The organism is Bacillus sp. AMCV2, assembly GCF_056033925.1.
This window is the reverse complement of the sequence record NZ_JBVYIB010000002.1, coordinates 2,073,076-2,089,988: the sequence shown is the minus strand read 5'-3', so window position 1 is coordinate 2,089,988 and position 16,913 is coordinate 2,073,076. Positions and strand designations below refer to the sequence as shown.

Sequence of the window (16,913 nt, the reverse complement as noted above, 5' to 3'; positions counted from 1 at the left end):
TCTAAAAAGGTTTGGTATAGTGAATATTCCATTTTTGTGTGAAAGAAATGAAGGCCGCTTTTTTATGATATGATGGGAGAAATTCAAGGAAAAGCGAGGTTTACACGTTATGTTACATAGAGCCCAATCCCTTCTGGCTCATTATTTTGGTTATGAGAAGTTTCGGAGCGGCCAAGATGAAGCGATCCGCTTGGTGACGGAAGCGAGGCAAAATACGGCCTGCATTATGCCGACGGGAGGCGGCAAATCGATTTGCTATCAAATTCCGGCATTAATGTTTGAAGGGACGACGATCGTCATTTCACCGTTGATTTCCTTGATGAAGGATCAAGTTGATGCGTTAGAAGAAGCGGGAATTAACGCCGCCTACATTAACAGCACACAATCCAATCAGGAAATATATGAGAGGCTGAACGGACTCAAAGAAGGGGCTTATAAGCTTTTTTACATTACACCAGAGCGACTAACGTCCACAGAGTTTATCCGGATTTTGCAGGGTATAGTTGTTCCTTTGGTCGCAATAGACGAGGCGCACTGTATTTCTCAATGGGGCCATGATTTTAGGCCAAGCTACAGGAATATTGAAATCTTGTTCCGTGAATTACACGACAAGCCTGTCATCATGGCGTTAACAGCAACAGCCACACCCGAGGTTCATGATGATATTTGCAAACAGCTGCATATTCAAAAAGAAAACACGGTATATACCGGATTTTCCAGAGATAATTTAACCTTTAAAGTAGTAAAAGGAGAAAATAAAGATCGGTTTATAGACGAATATGTGCAAAACAACAGGCATGAAGCAGGAATTGTCTATACAGCGACCAGAAAAGAAGCTGATCGGATATATGAGAGATTGAAACGAAATCAGGTCAGGGCAGGCCGGTATCATGGAGGTTTGGCTGATGATGTGAGAAAAGAGCAGCAGGAAAGGTTTCTTAATGATGAGCTTCAAGTGATGGTGGCAACCTCTGCTTTTGGAATGGGTATTGATAAATCAAATATCAGATTTGTTCTGCATGCACAAATTCCGAAAGATATGGAAAGCTATTATCAAGAGGCAGGACGAGCTGGACGGGACGGTCTTGCCAGTGAATGTGTTCTCCTGTTTTCACCGCAGGATATTATGGTGCAGCGCTTCTTAATTGAGCAATCAGAACATGAAGAGAAACAAAAGCAGGATTTAAAAAAGCTGAGACAAATGGTCGACTACTGTCATACGGAAGATTGTCTGCAGCGTTTTATCCTTATGTATTTCGGAGAAAAGGAGCCTGATGCGTGCGGACATTGCGGAAACTGTGCCGATACAAGAGCGGCCCATGACGTGACGCGGGAGGCGCAAATGGTCTTATCTTGTATCATTCGCATGAAAGAACGGTTTGGCAAAACGATGGTTGCCCAGGTGCTTGCCGGCTCCAAAAATAAAAAAGTTCTTGAAAACGGCTTTTCCGACCTTTCAACATACGGGATATTAAAACACCAATCCGTTGGCGAAATCAGTGATTTTATCGAATTTCTTATTTCTGACGACTTCATCAGGATGTCAGACGGAACGTTTCCGACTCTTTTTGTCAGCAGTAAAGGAAGGAATGTGCTGAAAGGAGAATTATCAGTAGCGAGAAAAGAAGCGTTAAAAGCGGCAGCGATTACTGAAAATGACGAGCTATTTGAACGATTGCGCATGGTTCGGAAAGAAATTGCGGCTGAGCAGGGCGTTCCGCCATTTGTTGTTTTCTCTGACCAAACGTTAAAAGAAATGTCAGGAAAACAGCCCGTAAATGATGATGAACTTTTGTCTATAAAAGGAGTCGGAGAACAAAAAAGAACAAAATACGGCCGGCTTTTTTTACAAGAAATACAAGCTTATGCAAGGATGACAGACTAAAAAAACAGAAAAACAATCTTTTTTTCTATAAAAAACACATTTTATTTTCTCTGTTTCGCCTCAAAATAAAAAGACCTGCGAAGCCTATTATATCAAGGGTTCAGCAAGTCTTTCCATCAGAGAGAAATCCTTCATGTAAAGGAACTGTAATCTAAATCATATCTTTTTGTTATTGATTTGACATTTACGTGTGTTACGATATCACCTGTTAGCCGCCAATAAAAAGCTAACAAGGGAGGATTTACTTATGAAGAAGACGATTATGTCCTTTGTGGCAGTTGCTGCACTTTCAACAACTGCATTCGGAGCTCACGCTTCTGCAAAAGAAATTACGGTGCAAAAGGGTGATACGCTCTGGGGAATCTCTCAGAAAAATGGAGTGAACCTAAAGGACTTAAAAGAATGGAACAAGTTAACTTCTGATAAAATCATTGCAGGAGAAAAACTGACCATTTCTTCAGAAGAAACAACCACGACTGGGCAATATACAATTAAAGCGGGAGATACGCTTTCTAAGATTGCTCAAAAATTCGGCACGACAGTCAACAACCTGAAAGTTTGGAATAACTTAAGCTCTGACATGATCTATGCTGGATCAACTCTTTCAGTAAAAGGTCAGGCAACAGCAGCAAACACAGTTGTTGAGAATGCGCAAACAAGCGCACCTCAAGCTGCGCCAAAACAAGAGGCTGTGCAAAAAGAGCAACCTAAACAAGAAGCTGTACAACAGCAACCTAAACAAGAAACAAAAGCTGAGGCAGAAACTTCTGTTAACACAGAAGAGAAGGCTGTTCAATCAAATACAAATAATCAAGAAGCTTCAAAAGAACTAACAGTTACTGCTACTGCTTACACTGCTAACGACGGCGGCATTTCCGGCGTTACAGCTACAGGCATTGACTTAAATAAGAACCCGAACGCGAAAGTTATTGCGGTTGATCCTAATGTGATTCCGCTAGGTTCTAAAGTCTATGTTGAAGGCTACGGGGAAGCAACAGCAGCAGACACTGGCGGCGCTATTAAAGGAAATAAAATCGACGTATTTGTACCAAGTAAAAGTGATGCTTCTAATTGGGGCGTCAAAACTGTAAGTGTTAAAGTCTTAAACTAATAATATAGATTGTGATAAAAGACATGAGCTTTTGGCTTGTGTCTTTTTTTGTTCTGCTTAGAGCTGTTTATATCATATGCTGATAAAAGAAAGTGGTCCCGTTTTTCTTTATGTGCGATTCAGGGGCTCTCGGGTTAAATGATTGATTCCACATTACAGAGACATTCGGCATCATGACATTTATAGCTGGTTGTTACTATCTTTGATCAGCGAAATGTTGTATCTTTTTTGGCAGATAATAAGCAGTTGGATGTAGCAGATGCCATTTACGGAATCGGATTGATTTCAGACGGTTTTTTATTGTGTTATTAGGCTCTTGCAGTGGGGCATGGCAGCTTCGTGAGCGAAGTGGCACAACTTTGTCATACTGAAAATACAATATAATCAATATCAGAAATTCTGCTGATGTGCAATGGCCGACCATTTTAACAGGGATATCATTCAATCCTGTCTTTTATTGGGCTGTTAACCAAACAATCGTTCAGCGGGCATTAGGAGCGAGGATATGGACCAGTTTAATTCTGGTTGCGACGAGGTTCTCAAACGGGAATTTCAGGTTAAAAAAAGGATCCTGGCAGATGCCAAGATCCCTTTTTATTTAAACCAGCCTTTTTCCTTTGAACGGGTAATGGCTTCAATTCGATTTTTCACTTCAAGCTTTTCTAGAATCATTGAGATATAATTCCGCACCGTCCCGCTTTTGATGCTGAGTTCCTGAGCGATTTCTTTTGTGTTTTTACCGTCAGCCACAAGTTCAAGCACTTCTTTTTCTCTATCTGTAAGAGGGTTAGCTTCGCTGTATAAGTCCTCCATCAGCTCAGGTGCATAGATGCGTTTTCCGTTCATGACGCTACGGATGGCGTTGGCCAGCTCTTCACTCGGACTGTCTTTTAACAAATAGCCTTTAACGCCAGCTTTAATAGCTCTCTGAAAGTAACCGGGTCTGGCGAAGGTGGTTAAGATGATAATTTTGCAGCCTGTATCTTTTAGCTCCTCAGCAGCTTCAAGCCCTGTTTTTCCGGGCATTTCAATGTCCATAATACATACATCAGGCTGGCGTTTTTTGACAAAATCAACAGCATCTTGGCCGGTTGTACCTTTGCCTACGACTTCCATATCGTCTTCGAGGTTTAGAAGTGATCCTAAAGCGCCCAGCAGCATTTGCTGATCTTCTGCAATAAATATACTAATCATATAAGCCATCCTTTATGTTTATTTTGAATTATTAGGAATTGCCATGGTAAGCTTGGTTCCGTTTTCGGCATCGATGTGAAGGCTTCCGTTTGCAAACTCAAGCCGTTCTCTCATCCCGAGTAAGCCATGTCCTTTTGAAAAGGAATTTTCTCCTCCTTTGAATGTTCCATCGTCAGACACTGTTATCACAACTTCCTTCCAGAGCTGCTGAATGTCAACTCGGCAAGTTTTAGCCTGGCTGTGTTTGACGACATTTGTGACAGCTTCCTTTAAGCACATGCTCAAAATGTTTTCATTCAGCAATGAGATATTTTCGGGCCATTTCTCTTCTTCATAGATAAACATAATGTCAGCTGCTTCGAGAATTTGTTTGATGTTGATCAATTCATCCTTGAGCCGGATGCCCTTCATAGAGGAAACGATTTTTCTTACTTCATTTAAAGAAGTTCGCGCTGTTTGCTGAACACTTTTCAGTTCACGAGCTGCTTGTTCGGGATCTTTGTATATCAATTTTCTTGCTAAGTCACTTTTTAACCCGATAAGAGAAAGCTTTTGCCCAAGCGTGTCATGGAGATCGCGGGCAATTCGCTGACGTTCTTCTAATTTTACTAGTTCTGCAATCCGTTCATTTGCATCCTCGAGCTTTTCTTCAAGCCGTTCGCGCTCCTTGCGGCTTCTTATACTAAAGGGCAATAAAATTGCGCTGATGAGGGTAATGACGACAAAAGGAATTTGTGTCAGAAAGAATTCCTTTTTTAATACGAGACTGAAATTGGCTGCGACGGCTGCGCTTATTAAATGGACATAATATAAAATATGAAAAGGGACGCGTTCCTTAATGTTTCCAATAAAATACGCGATAAAAAAAGCAAAATAAATATAACTGAACAGGGTAATGGAGGCGGTTGAAATGCCAATTAATAAAAATCCCCACAAATAAATGGTCCAGCCTTTTGAGACAAAAGCAAATCGATATACCGAAAAAAATAAAAGCGTCAAAATGATGCCGACAATAATAACAAATGTAGATGATGATTTCCATATAAAGTAGAAGGGGAGGATGAAAAATATCGTCCATATATAGGGCGTAATCCCGTTTAGTTTTTGAAATGTAAAATGATTTTTAATCATGATCTTACCTCATTTTCAGCTTTTCATCTTACTTGTAACTTTATCATTGTGAAAGCCAGAATGCACCCTCCAACAATAAAAAGGAAGCCTTCTAGTATATTAGAAGACCTCCTTTAACATCAGGCGTTCTTCCGCAGCTTCTGTTTTTCTGGTGAATCAGGCGGAAGGCTTACAGGTATATGTTTTATAGCCCGAAATGACACAAACTGTTTGTTATCTTCATCCCAAAGACGGAACGCGAGTGATTGCAGGCTTGTTTTTAAGGTGATTGTCGGTACGTTTTTTAAAGGTTCGTGATGTTCATGAGCAACTTCAAGCTTATAGTTAGGCACCTTTGGACTCAAATGATGAACGTGGTGGTAACCAATATTGCCTGTTAGCCATTGAAGCAGTTTCGGGAGTTTATAAAATGAACTGCCTTCAACAGCAGCCTGAACGTAGCTCCAGTTTTCATCCGCTTCAAAATAAGAATCTTCAAAGGTATGCTGCACATAAAACAGCCAAACACCGATTGAACCTGAAATCAGAAATATCGGGCCTTGCACCAGTAAAAACGATTGCCAGCCAAAGATCAGACAGCAAGCGGCAGCCAACGCGACAATTGCCAGATTCGTAAGGTATGTGTTTACACGTTCCTTGCGTCTTGCTCCTTTTTTGTTAAAACGGTTCGTGATCAGAAAAACATAAATCGGTCCGAGAATAAACATGATAAACGGGTTTCTATAAATTCTGTATGCAAGCTTTGTTCGTCTGGATGCAGCTTTATATTCGTTTACTGTTAACATCCAGATGTCTCCTGTTCCGCGTTTATCCAGATTGCTGCTAGTCGCATGATGAATCGAATGGCTGTGCTGCCATTGAAGATACGGGAATAAAGTCAGGACACCTGTCAGAAAACCGAGAATATGGTTATAGCGTTTTTGTTTGAAAAAAGATTGATGGCAGCAGTCATGGAAGATGATAAAAATTCTTGTCAGAAAACCTGCGGCAATCACCGTTAATGCTAACGTAAGAAGATAGGAGACATCGAGGCTGAGATAAGCAAGAAACCATAGGCCGAAGAATGGGATAAACGTGTTTAAAAGCTGAATCAGGCTGTTTTTTGTTTCAGGCTGAGCAAATGCAGCGACTTGCTTTGTCAGCTGTTTTTGTTTATGTGCAATGGTTTGTTCAGTCATAGTAAGTATCCTCTCATTGTGTGTCTCGGTTCAGTATACGCTAATGAGAGAAGTCTTTTGTAGTAGCACACATCATGCCTCCTATATGACATTTGTCATGTCTCGTGCGGCATGCATAACCGATTGCGCTAAAAAAGCTTGTAAAAAAATTTACAAGCTGATTAATGTTTATCAATCCATATTCGTGATGTGCCCGAAATAGCTTCAATCCTGCATGTTCCTCCTATAGGGAACGTGGCAATTGGCGAGGTATGTCCGGCATTTATATTTGCGATGATCGGGATGCCGGATAATTCTTTTTTTGTTTCGATCATGGCTTTTACAAGATCCATTGATACGTTTGATGCATTCTGAAATCTGCCGATCAAAATCGCCTTTACATATGAAAAAGCGGGGAGGTGGATGAGTGATTGCAGATCGCGGTCAAACATATGGATGTCTGACATATAATCATCTTCAATCAATAAAATAGTATGTTCTGTTTCAGGAAAATACTCCGTTCCCTGCAGCAAATTAAGCGTGCATAAGTTTCCGCCAATTAAAGTGCCTTCCGCATAACCTTCTTGGATTACAACAGGGCCGTTATTAGGATAAAAACGCCTGTTTTCTTGATCCAAAAACCAGCGATCATCGCTCCACTCACTTGAGGGGTGAATTTCAAACGGATCGTCTGAAGCGCAGCAAGAAAGAAAATACTCCTCTGTATAATCGAGTCCTTTTTTCATTGCAAATGTTGAAAAGAAGGGGCCTGAATACGTAACAAGACCCGTTTTCCGATAAATTGCGTTGCAAAGAGCGGTTATATCGGAATAGCCGCACAGAATTTTTGGATGTCGTTTGATTTTCTCGTAATCAAGATAACGCAGCAGCTGATTTGAATTAAACCCTCCGAGTGTCGTTAAAATCGCTTTGACGCCTGGATCAAAAAAGGCATCGTGCAGATCATGGACTCTTGACTCAATAGAGGATGAATCAAATTCGTTACATTCATTTGCGTGTTCAGCGATGGTTACCCGATAACCTAAGCGTTCTAACTCCGTTTTTGCTTGGATTTTTGCTTCATTTGATAATATAGACATGCTGGTCGCGGGAGACACGATCCGGATTTCGTCTCCCTTTTTCAGTTTTGAGGCGTACATAAAACCCTCCATCAATGGTTTTATACCATTACAGCATATCTTGGCTCTTTCTTCCAGACTTTTTTACAAATCAACCCACTTAATGCTGCCGGATTGGGTATCATGATCGATACATACTTTGAATTGATGTTTTTCATAAAAGTGAATCAGCCGGTCTACATGATTCCAATCCCGTTTGGCGATGTCTCCGGTGACTTTCGGTATATTGTGGTCTCTTGCAATATCTTTTAAATATTTCATGCAAATGGAGCCAAACCCGTGATTCGGAGGGCCTGTTATATCCCCTATATGAATGGCATCGTCCTTGTAAGACGCTACAAGTGAAAAACAGCCTTTTCCTTGGTAAGCCGTTTTACAATCAGTTAGCATAATTTTGCATGTTTGGCCATCATCAATCGAGGAAACAATCATCCACTCATCATGTTTCGATTGATCAATACCAAGCACTTTGGCATCTTTAGATAAATCCTTCATATTCTCCTGCATGCGATAAATTTGAAATTCTAAATCATTTAGTTCTTCCTCAAGCTCTTGACGATTTTTTTCTTTTATAGTAAACAAGATCAAACTCCTTTCAAAAATCAGCTTAGAAACACAGTTACCAATTGTATTAGAAGAGAGGCGTATTGTAAACAACAATTCCATTATTACTAGAAATTAGCGGAAAGTCAGGTTTGATCGTTTTTAAGAGAGGAAAAAGAAAACTAACCTGTGAAAAAGGAGGAATCGGAATGGCGATTGATTCATTGATTAACAAATTACAGTATGTCCAATTGGAACCGCCGGATAAAATTCTCTCTCTGTATCTCAATACAGACATGAGAGATCCAGAGCAGCAGGGGGGAGAATGGAAGATTGCCCTAAAGTCAGGATTCAGCCGATTAAAAGAGTATTTGGCAGCTAGTGATCCAGAGGAGGAAAAGTGTCTGGATGGAATCAGGGCTAAAATGAATCAATACTTGAATGCAATGGGAAAAGACATGCCCCGCAGTCTCGTGTTTTTTGTTTCCGACAGCGGCATATGGGAACCTATTAAGCTTCAAGTCCCTGTAGATACAAGATTTTACTGGGAAGAAACAGCTGTCCTGGATCAGCTAAAGGGTTTGCGTCAGGCATACCCAAGTACGGCGTTTATTTTAACTCAGCAGCATGAAGTGAAAATTATTGAAACCGTTTTAGGGAAAATTGAGGCGGTGGAGCGTTATGAGTATGATATGATCAATGAATCTTGGAAGAATTGCCATTCCGCTGTAGACAAAGCGGCACCATTTGAAGAGAAGCGGATGAGGGAACATATAACAGAGAACCAATCGAGACTGTATAAGCGGCTGGCTGCCAGCCTTGATCAAAAAGCTGCCGCGAAAAGATGGGAACGAATGGTTATTGCCGGGGATAAAGAAACGGCCGATATCTTGGATCAGCATATGAATAAACCCATTCATTCGAAAATTCAAAAGAACCTGCTGAATGAAAATGAACATAAGGTCATTGAACATTTGATAAAAGAGGCGTAAACCTAACAGGCCGGGGCTAATAGCCCCCGGCCTTTGAAGTGTGTCTAATTTCTGACGAAGCAATCGAAACCGTTGACATCTTCTTTGAATTTGCATACGATTTGGATAGCCAGTACAAATTAGGAGAGGTCACCAAATGAACCAAACAGAAAATAAACCGAAAAATTACACGGGGATTGTCCTTACGCTGACAGTTCTGATTAACGGTTTAATCGCAGTGCTGTTTTTTATGCCTAAATTAGATCAGTTCAGCCATGCGAATATTCACATTTTGCCAATGCTAAATGCGATATTCAACAGCTTTACGTTTATCTTCTTATTGGCCGCGCTGATTATGATTAAACAGAAAAATATCAAAGCTCACAAACGCTTTATTTTAGCCGCATTCACAACAACATTACTATTTTTGATTTGCTATGTGACGTACCACTCAATTGCGGAAAACACGCTCTATGGCGGAGAAGGTATTATGCGCCCGATTTATTTCTTTATTTTAATTACACATATCTGCCTTTCTGCAATCATTGTACCGCTTGCGCTGTTTACGCTGATCAGAGGCTTCAGCATGCAGGTAGAGCGCCACAAAAAAATTGCGAGATGGACAATGCCTCTATGGCTGTATGTAAGCCTTACAGGCGTTATTGTATATTTGATGATTTCACCGTATTATTAAAAGCCATACTCAGTATGGCTTTTTTTACATGTAAACATGACAAAAGCCCAAATTCATTTTTGGGCTTTTGTCAGTAAATTGATAGACTCTTATTCATGAGCCTTGGATTCCATGGTTTCAAGTGTTGCAACCTGCAAAGATTCTTCAACAGTTTTTGTTTTTTCTTTTACTTTTTCTGCATACGTATAATCACCGTAGCAATACGGATAGCGGAAATTTTTCGCATTTCCCCCGCAAGTATACAGATCAGGATTTTTTTTGACTTGCTGCTCGGAGTATTGTTTTGCCAATTCCTCAGTATGCGTTCCTCCATGTTCAGCTACAAAATCAATGTAACCTGCCCCCATGTTGTAGCTTTGAATAATGGTATCCAAATCCACGCCTTTTTCCTTACCGGTCTTGTACATGAGGGTAAATTGCTTGATGCCTTGTTTAACACTGAGTTGAGGGTCTGTTATCTCATTGCGTTTTAACCCCAGAGATTCAGAGGACTGCATGGGATCATTGCCTTTTCCTTTTGACTCCTGATACATCATGCCTAATATGAGTGATGTATAATTAGAGAGTCCTTGGCTTTCAAGCTCTTCTTCCACCAAGGGTTTGTAATCGGTTAAACGTTCCAAAACAATGGTTTTCGTATCGATCGGAAGTTTTTTGATTAAATCCCGGTTGAAAAAAAGCAGGACCAATAAAAAAGAGGCGATGACAAAGACAAAAATCATCATAAAACCCGCAGCAGCGAAACAGCCTTTTCTCTTTTTTCTTCACTGTGTTTCACCCTCAATGTTTGGAGCAGTATGACCTTTTTTATTATGACATAAGACGGTATATCAGACCAAGTAAAAACCTGATTTGAAACATAAATTTAAACTATGAGATTGAAATGGAATACAAGCAGGCTGGTTTGCACTCAAGCGCATTTGTTATAAGATAAAACTATGAATAAAGAAAGGTGATACATATGACTGAATTTAGAGAAACGGAACAATCGGCTGCTGATCTGGACGAGGAGACGCTGTTTCTAGTCGCGCAAACATTCAAAGCGCTTTCTGATCCAACCCGAATCAGGATTCTCCATTTATTGTCCCAGGGTGAGCATGCTGTAAACGGAATTGCAGAAAAGCTGAATTTACTGCAATCCACCGTGTCCCACCAGCTTAGATTTTTAAAAAATCTCCGGCTTGTCAAATCGCGCAGAGAAGGAACATCGATTTATTACTCTCCGGAGGATGAACATGTTTTAGATGTTCTTCAGCAAATGATCCATCATACACAGCATGATTGAAAAAGACATCCTTGCTTAACTCGCTGTTAGCGGGCAAGGATGTCTTTTTCTTTATTGTGTTCGTGCTGTTCGAGTTCGTTTCTGCTGAGCTTGATGACAAAAGAAGAAAAACCGATATAATAAACGGCTATCAGAAAACAGACGCCAATTGTCAGAGGGTCCGTTCCGATTGACTGACTGTATGATCCAAGGCGGTTTAGATCAGGCGAGGTAAGATAAAGCTCTGTCACTCGATATAGAAATCTTGACAGGAATAAGGTTAAGAGAATCATTTCTACCCAAATATGAGTCCGAAAATAGATCTTTCCTCTGCGTTTTTCAAAGGAGATGTTTTTCTTAGCGAAAAAGACAAGGAGCCATCCGCCAAGAATGCCCAAAATGAGATATCCATATAAAAAAGGGTGAATGGCGCTGAAGATTGAAAGGCCAAAAGCAAACAGCGAGAAAAGAATGACGCGGGTGAACAGCCAGCGGGGCTTCAGCGGCTGGTATCCGATGGACCTTTTAATTTTTTTATACAGAAAAAAGATGATGATCATGGCAGGATAAACGCTCTGAAGTGTAAGATGCATGATGTGAAATCCCCTCCGTTGAGAAGTGTATGCTTATCCGGTTGGAAATAGTAGCTGAAATAAAATACTGAACACAAAAAAGAAGGGGAAACCCCTGTTTTCATAGCATATGCGAGGTGTATTCCGCCGCATAATAAATATGCCCAAGCTTTATCAAAATGTTATGATGGTTTTGTTGGAAAATACAAGAAGAAAAGGTGCGCAGAATGAAACTGGAACGTTTGTTAGCGATGGTTGTGTTATTGATCAGCAAAAAACAAGTGCAGGCTGCAGAGCTTGCTGAGCTGTTTGAAGTATCTGTCAGAACAATTTACCGTGATATTGAGACGATCAATAGGGCTGGTATTCCGATTGTGACCTTACAGGTTCCGGGGGCGGAATTGGCATCATGGAAACGTATCGGCTTGAAAGAGAGTGGCTGAAGGAGGAGGAATTGTTTGCAATTGCTTCCGCTTTGCAGAGCGTTTCATCTATGTATGAACCCGTTTCTCACAGCACAGCCTATCAAAAAATCAAACATCTTATACCGGAGCACTCTGCTCAAGCATTTAAGCACCAAACAGAAAAATGGTTTATTGACATGACGGCATGGGGCCATACCGAGGATCAAAAGGCGCTTCGTGAGAAAATCAGCGCCGCCATCGATCGATTGTCAACGATATCTTTTACATATACAAGCGCAAGCGGGGAAACACTACTTCGGGAAACTGAACCTTATACATTGGTTTGCAAGGCGGGGCGCTGGTATTTATATGCCTACTGCCTGGTAAGAAATGATTTTCGTTTTTTTAAACTAAACCGGATGAAAGATCTGGCCATCTTACATCAGACCTTTATCAGAAAAGACATTCAGCTGGACACTTTGCCATGGGATAAGAGTTGGTACCAAAAGGACCGTTTAACTGAATTGGTTATTCTTGTTCAGCCGGCAGCACGTCAGCGCATAGGTGAATGGTTCGGATATAATGTCCTTCACTGTGATGAAGATGAAATCTGCCGGGCAGTGATTTCGCTTCCAGAAGATCAATGGCTGATCGGTTTTTTACTGCAGTTCGGAAAGGATATTGAGGTTCTGCAGCCTCTTCATATACGGGAGAAAGTAAAAGAAACCATTCATCACATGCAAAAAATATATGAAACCTGACACACTGCTGTCAGGTTTCTTTGTCTATAATCTTAGTAAAAAGGAGGGGATCGTATGGGCTTTTCACATATGACACACTTAGACAGGAAACGATTTGCCGGACTGTCACAACGGACAAGCAACGCACTGGAAATGACAGAAGAAAGGCGGATTCCGGCACTGTGGGACCAATTCTGGAAGCAGGATATGAGCGCTCTTTTATCACAGTCTGAAAAAGACAAGAGCATTATTGCCTTATATTCGAATTATGAACAAGAGACGAATGGGTTATATACGTTTTCAGTCGGAACATTTCAGGAATACGACGACATTCTTCCGGGACCATATGAAAACATTGATTTGCCGGCTTCCGCTTACGCCGTTTTCACTTCCAGAATCGGCCCTATTGAAGAGATTGTGCTTGAAACATGGAAGGAAATTTGGACTTGGGATAAGCGGCATCTGCGCACGTTTACAGGTGACTTTGAGATGTATGATCAAAGTGCCGCAGTGCCACAGCGAGCAGAAGTTAACATTTATGTAGCGATTAAAAAATAATAAACTCTTGAAAAACTAATGGTGTTAGTTAATAATAAAACTAACACCATTAGTTTTTGTTAGGAGGAATAAAAAGATGAGGATTACTCAGTACCAAACGGTTTGGCAGCTGACTTTTTTTCCAGCATTGTTTCCAGTCAATTGCTATTTAGTAGAGGAAGAAAACGAAGTCACCCTTATTGATGCTGCGCTTCCAGGCAGCTATAAAGGAATCATTCAAGCCGTGAACCAGCTTGGAAAACCGCTTCAGCATATTTTACTGACTCATGCACATGGGGACCATGTTGGATCACTGGATACATTGGCACAAACATTTCCGCATGCAAAGGTCATGATCTCGGAACGGGATTCATTCTTGCTTCAAGGTGACACATCCTTGCGGCAAGATGAGCCGCAGACGCCTATAAAAGGAGGTATTCCGAAACACATACAAACAAAGCCCCACCAACTGCTGACGGGCGGTGAAACAATTGGTTCTCTGCTTGCCATCCCTACACCGGGACATACACCAGGCAGCATGTCATTTATTGATACTAGAAACGGCACTTTAATAGCAGGGGATGCGCTCCAGTTGCGCGGAGGAATCGCTGTATCAGGTCAGATAAAATGGGCGTTTCCTTTTCCCGCCTTCGCTACATGGAATAAGGAGGAGGCCATCAAAAGCGCACAATTGCTCGCCGATAAGGCGCCTTCCTGTCTTGCTGTCGGACATGGAAATTTCCTGAGATCACCCGCAGAGCGGATGAGACAGGCGATCCAAAAATCAAAGAAAGGATGATGAGCATGTCACCGAGAATAGGATTGAGCCAAAAAATGATTGTAGACGCCGCAGCAGAGATTGCCGATCAGGAAGGATTGAATAGTGTCACCCTTGCCGCTCTGTCTAAAAAAATGAATGTGCGCTCTCCGTCGCTGTATAATCATATCAACGGGCTGCAAGCGATCAGAACAGAGCTTGCTGTCAGCGGGCTGACAAAGCTTTATGAACAAATGGCAGCCTCCGTAGCTGAACAAAAGGGAGATGCCGCTATGTTTTCTTTAGCTCATGCATATGTTGATTTTGCAGTTGAAAATCCCGGCTATTATGAGGCGTCTTTGCTTAAGGTTCAGGACGAAAGGGCGGAAATCGCCGCAGAACAAATTGTCCGTCTTGTGACGAAGCTGCTCATTGAAAACGGCTATGCAAGTGAAAAGACTGCCATTCATGCGACAAGGGGGCTCAGAAGCCTGCTGCATGGCTTTACTGCTTTAATCGCAAAAGAAGCATTTGAACGTGAGGAGGACATTTTAGAAAGCCTGTCATTTTCAATTAGGACATTTTTGTCAGGATTATTAAATAAACAATAAAAATATTATGTAAACAAATGAATGGATGTCTTATATTTCTGAATATTGTATAATATCAAGGGAGTATACATAGGGGAGAGGCATTATGCAATGGATGACATTCACAAGATTGAACGGTTAGCGGCAGCTTCATGGCCGGCTTATTTTCAAAAAAGCATAGGGCAATGGCTTCTCAGAGCGAAGTTTGGAGTAACCAAAAGGGCAAATAGCGTATGGACTTCTGCGGGGATATGCCTGAAGGGGATTTTCATCTAGAGGCCGAACTTTTTTATCAAAGTTTAGGCTTACCTGTTTGTTTTCATATTAGCAACGCATCACCGAAAGGGCTTGATGACGCATTGGCAGACAGCCGTTATGAAAAGGTAGACGAGTGCTTCCAGATGACAGCGTTGTGCCGGTCGATTATGAGCCGAACAAATGACAACAGTCGATTTACATACAAGTGGGAACAAGAGCCATCATCTGTTTGGATAGATGAATTTATTCAATTAGAAGGGTTTTTACCCGAGCGTCACAAAGGTTACAAACACATTTTCGAACGCATGCCGCCGTGTAAAACTTTTTTCAAGATGTATGACAAAGAAAGCCTGACAGCGCTTGGCACGGTTTCTGTCATTGATGGTTATGGCGGACTTAGTAATATCGTTGTAGCTGAGGAGCACAGAGGAAAAGGGGCAGGAACCCAAGTGATCAGGGTGTTGACTGAATGGGCAAAAAACAACGGAGCGGAACGCATGTTTTTACAAGTGATGAAAGACAATCTGGCGGCAGTTTCTTTATATGAAAAGATCGGATTTTCGCCTATATCGGAACACCATTACCGGATTAAAAGATGACCAAAGGAAGGGGGTTGCTGATGGATTCGCTTCAAGAGATGATTTGCGAAAAACGGACATACACACGCCTTTATCATTCACATAAGCACGCATACAGCCAATTTCTTTTTCCACTTGAAGGGAGTATTGATCTTGAGACTGAAGAGCGCCAGGTGAAATTAAAGCCAGATCATTTTTTATATATTCCGCCGCAGTGCGAGCATCGCTTCCGTTCTATCGGAAGAAATGAATGTCTTGTACTGGATGTTCCGCTTCATGCAATGAAAATTGATGAGTATCGTGCAGGATCGGGAATTGAAGCTGCACTCGATCCTTTCTGGTCTTCGATCAGGTACTTGCTGACAGAGGAAGCAAAGGCCAGAACAGCCAACTCGCTTCATATGCTAGTACAATACATAAAAGAAAAGCTTCAATCCCATAGCTATGCCTCAATTGCATACATTCACAGCCATTTATTTGAGCGGCTGACGATTAAGAAGCTGGCAGAAATCGAGCATTATCACCCAGCTTACTATTCAAGCTGGTTCAAAAAACAGACAGGGAAGTCCCCGCAGCACTATATTGCCGACCTTCGCCTTGAGGAAGCAAAACGAATGCTGATGGAGAGAAATGAAACCCTTACCGTCGTGAGCGAGGCGCTGGGCTTTCAAAACCTTTCTTCTTTTACAAGATGGTTCACAAAAAGCACAGGAATGCCGCCCCGCCTGTATCGAAACACCTTATATTCAGATAAAAAATAATGGCTATTTGGTTAAACGAATCTTGAATATCTCCTTTACAATAGGAGAAAAAGGAGTTATTGATATGGCAGTCATTGAAGACTTTGAGAAATTGGATATCAGAACGGGAACAATTGTAAAAGCGGAAGAATTTCCTGAAGCAAGAGTACCGGCAATCAAGCTTGTAATAGATTTTGGGACAGAAATCGGCATAAAACAATCGAGTGCGCAGATCACGAAGCGTTACCAGCCGGAAGGTCTCGTCAACAAGCAAGTCATAGCAGTCGTGAACTTTCCGCCCCGCCGGATCGCCGGATTTAAATCGGAAGTCTTGGTCCTCGGTGGCATACCCGGCCAAGGCGATGTCGTCCTTTTGCAGCCGGATCAGCCTGTCCCAAACGGCACAAAAATCGGATAACGCAAAAAAGACGTTTGCCTAAGGCAAACGTCTTTTGCGTATTGAGGCGATGCACCACACGCCACATTCGTGTGTGCCGTAAAGGCATGTACATCGGCTTACACAATTCAGCTCATCGCTATATGAATATAGCATGGAGGGCGAAGGAATGCAAGGGTTACTTTGTTAATGTGATGAATTTGTCCGTCTAATCAAGATCTTATTATATGAAATGTAATAATCTTTTAGTA

The 16,913-nt window shown here is 41.5% G+C and carries 16 protein-coding genes and 3 pseudogenes; 12 read left to right on the top strand and 7 right to left on the bottom strand.

All coding sequences use genetic code 11. From position 1 onward, the window contains the following. The first annotated feature begins 109 nt into the window (after positions 1-109). A complete protein-coding gene (recQ, locus tag AC0OMA_RS10570; protein WP_309530283.1) occupies positions 110-1,885 on the top strand; it encodes a DNA helicase RecQ in 1,776 nt (591 codons plus the stop codon). A 247-nt stretch (positions 1,886-2,132) separates the two neighbouring features. Beyond that, positions 2,133-2,996: a LysM peptidoglycan-binding and 3D domain-containing protein gene (locus AC0OMA_RS10565; protein WP_047182733.1), complete on the top strand. Its 864-nt coding sequence runs from the start codon at positions 2,133-2,135 to the stop codon at positions 2,994-2,996. A 594-nt stretch (positions 2,997-3,590) separates the two neighbouring features. Here the strand turns inward: AC0OMA_RS10565 and desR are convergent. The 5 genes from desR to AC0OMA_RS10540 form a co-directional block, all read right to left on the bottom strand. Continuing rightward, positions 3,591-4,190 (bottom strand): two-component system response regulator DesR, encoded by a 600-nt coding sequence (gene desR / locus AC0OMA_RS10560; protein ID WP_004399356.1) that lies wholly within the window; start codon positions 4,188-4,190, stop codon positions 3,591-3,593. A gap of 18 nt (positions 4,191-4,208) precedes the next feature. Continuing rightward, positions 4,209-5,321, bottom strand: a complete 1,113-nt coding sequence (gene desK, locus AC0OMA_RS10555) for a two-component sensor histidine kinase DesK (RefSeq protein WP_047182732.1) — start codon at positions 5,319-5,321, stop codon at positions 4,209-4,211. A gap of 119 nt (positions 5,322-5,440) precedes the next feature. Then, positions 5,441-6,499 (bottom strand): Delta(5) desaturase DesA, encoded by a 1,059-nt coding sequence (desA, locus tag AC0OMA_RS10550; protein WP_015383856.1) that lies wholly within the window; start codon positions 6,497-6,499, stop codon positions 5,441-5,443. Positions 6,500-6,660: 161 nt separating this feature from the next. Continuing rightward, positions 6,661-7,638 carry a S66 family peptidase gene (locus AC0OMA_RS10545; RefSeq protein WP_181219363.1) on the bottom strand — a complete coding sequence of 326 codons (978 nt, stop codon included), beginning with the start codon at positions 7,636-7,638 and terminating at the stop codon, positions 6,661-6,663. Positions 7,639-7,701: 63 nt separating this feature from the next. After that, positions 7,702-8,199, bottom strand: a complete 498-nt coding sequence (locus tag AC0OMA_RS10540; RefSeq protein ID WP_181219361.1) for an N-acetyltransferase — start codon at positions 8,197-8,199, stop codon at positions 7,702-7,704. A gap of 170 nt (positions 8,200-8,369) precedes the next feature. On the opposite strand from AC0OMA_RS10540, the gene AC0OMA_RS10535 reads away from it, so the two are divergent. Then, positions 8,370-9,152: a VLRF1 family aeRF1-type release factor gene (locus tag AC0OMA_RS10535; RefSeq protein WP_181219359.1), complete on the top strand. Its 783-nt coding sequence runs from the start codon at positions 8,370-8,372 to the stop codon at positions 9,150-9,152. A 136-nt stretch (positions 9,153-9,288) separates the two neighbouring features. Then, complete coding sequence (locus AC0OMA_RS10530; RefSeq protein ID WP_003231280.1) at positions 9,289-9,825, top strand: DUF420 domain-containing protein; 537 nt, start codon at positions 9,289-9,291, stop codon at positions 9,823-9,825. 89 nt (positions 9,826-9,914) lie between these two features. On the opposite strand, the gene AC0OMA_RS10525 is transcribed toward AC0OMA_RS10530, so the two are convergent. Further along, complete coding sequence (locus AC0OMA_RS10525; RefSeq protein ID WP_156581569.1) at positions 9,915-10,550, bottom strand: lysozyme family protein; 636 nt, start codon at positions 10,548-10,550, stop codon at positions 9,915-9,917. A 236-nt stretch (positions 10,551-10,786) separates the two neighbouring features. Here AC0OMA_RS10525 and czrA point away from each other — a divergent pair, with 236 nt between their 5' ends. Then, positions 10,787-11,110, top strand: a complete 324-nt coding sequence (gene czrA / locus AC0OMA_RS10520; RefSeq protein ID WP_003231284.1) for a Zn(II)-responsive metalloregulatory transcriptional repressor CzrA — start codon at positions 10,787-10,789, stop codon at positions 11,108-11,110. A 26-nt stretch (positions 11,111-11,136) separates the two neighbouring features. On the opposite strand, the gene csk22 is transcribed toward czrA, so the two are convergent. Continuing rightward, positions 11,137-11,682, bottom strand: a complete 546-nt coding sequence (csk22, locus tag AC0OMA_RS10515) for a mother cell-specific sporulation protein Csk22 (protein WP_063335160.1) — start codon at positions 11,680-11,682, stop codon at positions 11,137-11,139. Between the two features lie 206 nt (positions 11,683-11,888). Between csk22 and AC0OMA_RS10510 the strand changes: the two are divergent. The 7 genes and pseudogenes from AC0OMA_RS10510 (at position 11,889) to csaA (ending at position 16,683) form a co-directional block, all read left to right on the top strand. After that, positions 11,889-12,826, top strand: a pseudogene (locus AC0OMA_RS10510) (helix-turn-helix transcriptional regulator). A 54-nt stretch (positions 12,827-12,880) separates the two neighbouring features. Continuing rightward, entirely contained in the window at positions 12,881-13,363 is a 483-nt protein-coding gene (locus AC0OMA_RS10505) for a GyrI-like domain-containing protein (RefSeq protein WP_474222107.1), read from the top strand. 76 nt (positions 13,364-13,439) lie between these two features. Further along, positions 13,440-14,141 (top strand): MBL fold metallo-hydrolase, encoded by a 702-nt coding sequence (locus tag AC0OMA_RS10500; protein WP_181219355.1) that lies wholly within the window; start codon positions 13,440-13,442, stop codon positions 14,139-14,141. Between the two features lie 5 nt (positions 14,142-14,146). After that, positions 14,147-14,723, top strand: a pseudogene (locus AC0OMA_RS10495) (TetR/AcrR family transcriptional regulator). Between the two features lie 77 nt (positions 14,724-14,800). Further along, a pseudogene (locus AC0OMA_RS10490) lies at positions 14,801-15,546 on the top strand (GNAT family N-acetyltransferase). 14 nt (positions 15,547-15,560) lie between these two features. Further along, complete coding sequence (locus AC0OMA_RS10485; RefSeq protein ID WP_181219899.1) at positions 15,561-16,286, top strand: AraC family transcriptional regulator; 726 nt, start codon at positions 15,561-15,563, stop codon at positions 16,284-16,286. Between the two features lie 64 nt (positions 16,287-16,350). After that, complete coding sequence (gene csaA, locus AC0OMA_RS10480) at positions 16,351-16,683, top strand: chaperone CsaA (RefSeq protein ID WP_014477051.1); 333 nt, start codon at positions 16,351-16,353, stop codon at positions 16,681-16,683. The last annotated feature ends 230 nt before the right edge of the window (positions 16,684-16,913 follow it).